This window comes from Methanosarcina spelaei, assembly GCF_002287235.1.
Lineage (GTDB): Archaea > Halobacteriota > Methanosarcinia > Methanosarcinales > Methanosarcinaceae > Methanosarcina > Methanosarcina spelaei.
On the sequence record NZ_LMVP01000211.1, the window covers coordinates 1 to 2,469 of the forward strand.

Annotated in this window: 2 protein-coding genes; both read left to right on the top strand. The window is 36.7% G+C overall.

Features of this window, described 5'->3' with window-relative positions:
* On the top strand, window positions 1-644 hold a 644-nt coding region (locus ASJ81_RS11000; RefSeq protein WP_141241618.1), incomplete at its 5' end, for an IS110 family transposase.
* A gap of 227 nt (window positions 645-871) precedes the next feature.
* Window positions 872-1,648 (top strand): exodeoxyribonuclease III, encoded by a 777-nt coding sequence (locus tag ASJ81_RS11005; RefSeq protein WP_095644488.1) that lies wholly within the window; start codon window positions 872-874, stop codon window positions 1,646-1,648.
* Window positions 1,649-2,469 lie beyond the last annotated feature (821 nt).

Sequence of the window (2,469 nt, forward strand, 5' to 3'; positions counted from 1 at the left end):
AAATTCTTGATCGAGAAATCTCTCAAAGTGCTGCATTCAGACTTCAGATCTGTCTGAAACTCATAAAGAGTATTGATGATGAGATCGAAGCTTTAGAGAAAGAAATTTTCAATTATGCTTATAAAAAGCATAAGCGAGAAATGGAGATTTTAATGTCAGTTCCAGGTATAGGAGAACTTGGTGCGGCAATTTTACTTGCTGAAATAGGCAATTTCAAGGATTTTTCTTCTGGAGATAAGCTTGCTTCCTGGCTTGGTCTGGTTCCTAATGTGTATCAATCTGCAGATAAATACCACAACGGAAGAATCACAAAGAGAGGATCAAAGGGAGCAAGATGGATTCTTACGCAGATTTCTCAAGCAGCGGCAAGAAAGAATAACAGTAAGTTAAAAGAGTTTTTTAACAGGAAAAAGAAGTCAATTGGGCATTCCAAGGCAATTATTGCCTTGGCAAGGAAAATTGCAACGATAATATGGCATCTTATCGTAAACGATGAGATGTACGAAGATGGAACTGGATATAAAAAAGGAGAAATTCAAAATAGGAAGATTGTTGAGACAGAAATATTCTCAGTTGATGAACGAATAAAAATAATTAGTGAAATATTTGCGATAATGGAAAAAGAAGGTGAAGAGAGCACGTGAGGAAGATATCCTCATGTACTTTCATGCTAAATAGGGAGTATTTATTTACTAAGACTTTGAATTATTTCCAGTTTATTTCAGTTTACTCAATTTAGTTTACTCAATTTAGTTTACTCAATTCAGTTTACTCAATTCAGTTTACTCAATTCAGTTTATACGGTTTAACTCCTGTTTCTTCTTGCCTTTATTCTAAATATAAAATTCCAAAAAATCGCTAGGGATCGAAAATGTCTGGTCACTACAACCTCATTTCCTGGAATGTAAATGGTCTTCGGGCTGCAATGAAAAAAGGTTTTCTTGAACTTTTACTGGAACAGAAATTTGATATTGTCTGCATTCAGGAAACCAAAGTTTCTCCTGATAAACTACCGAGAGAAGCAAAGAACATTCCAGGCTACTATAATTATTTTGTCTCAGCAGAACAGAATGGCTACAGCGGGGTCGGACTCTTCTCCAGGAAAAAGCCATTGAAGCTAGAAACCAGCATGGGACTCGAAAAATTTGACAGGGAAGGCCGCTTCCTGCGGGCCGATTTTGAGGACTTTACCTTAATGAATATCTATTTCCCTAATGGCAAAGCCTCTCTGGAGCGCCTGGAATACAAATTGAGTTTTTATGAAGCTTTTTTAGACTATGCAAACGCTCTCAAAGCCGAAGGCAAAAGACTTGTCATTTGCGGAGATGTCAATACCGCCCATAAAGAGCTCGACCTTGCCCGTCCCAAGCAAAACGAAACTATATCCGGGTTTCTTCCTGAAGAGCGGGCATGGATGGATAAATTCCTTGCTGCTGGCTATCTTGACACCTTTCGTATGTTCCATCCTGAAGGCGGAAACTATTCCTGGTGGTCAATGAGAACAGGTGCACGTAAAAGAAATGTCGGGTGGCGTCTGGACTACTTTTTCGTAAGCGAAAACCTGCGGGACAATGTAAAATCTTCCTCAATTTACAGTGAAATCATGGGTTCTGACCACTGTCCTGTAGGGCTTGAACTAGAATTTTAAGAAAAAGTGTTCACAATAGCGTCAAAACAAAAAACAACGTCAGAACAAAAAACAACGTTGAAACACCGTTAAGAAGGAAAAAGAACAAATGAGAAAGAGCCAAGAGGCACTGAATCCATTGACCGCATCCCCAATACAGTCTCTCCGAGTTTATGCTCCCCCAAGCATACTGCCTCGAAGAAGGACCAGTGGCTTCCAGGCAACCTTTACACAGTAGATATCTGTTTACCCCTCTACTCCGACTTCCCAACTCCAGAATATACTAATAATTAAGATTATTTTAAATTATTTATATCAAAAATTGATTTCAAACAAATAATAGTTTAATTTAGACAATTTTAAGATCATTATAATTTTTAATGTAAATTGTCCCTTTTATAGATCTATAATTTTTAATGCAATTAAATTTTTTAATTAAATATAATTATTTAAATATATTAAATCATAAATCCATAAACAATCTTTCGTAACGGTTATGATATATATCTCCACCCCACTATAGTGGTATAGATTAGGAGCAATAGTATTTCCTCTTAATCTTTGGGTTGGATCGCAGGTAGGGACCGAGAATAGGGACTCAGCCCCTATCATCTACTTCTTAACTGATTTTCAGATAACTTATCTTAAAAATCGTCGGGTAATTTTACAATTTTTAGATATTTATTTATATATTATTATAATTTCAGTAGTTCCGATCAGACTGACTTCCGAATGATAAAAACACATTGATCTTAGTTTTCATCTACGGATTTTAGAAGTGAACTTTATTTCAGTCGAATACCCCGCTAGCTTGCTGCGGGGATGGAAACTTCCCCGGTAAC

Excerpts from the sequence above, each read along its gene's own strand:
- ASJ81_RS11005 (WP_095644488.1), top strand. The coding sequence starts at position 872 with ATGTCTGGTCACTACAACCTCATTTCCTGGAATGTAAATGGTCTTCGG.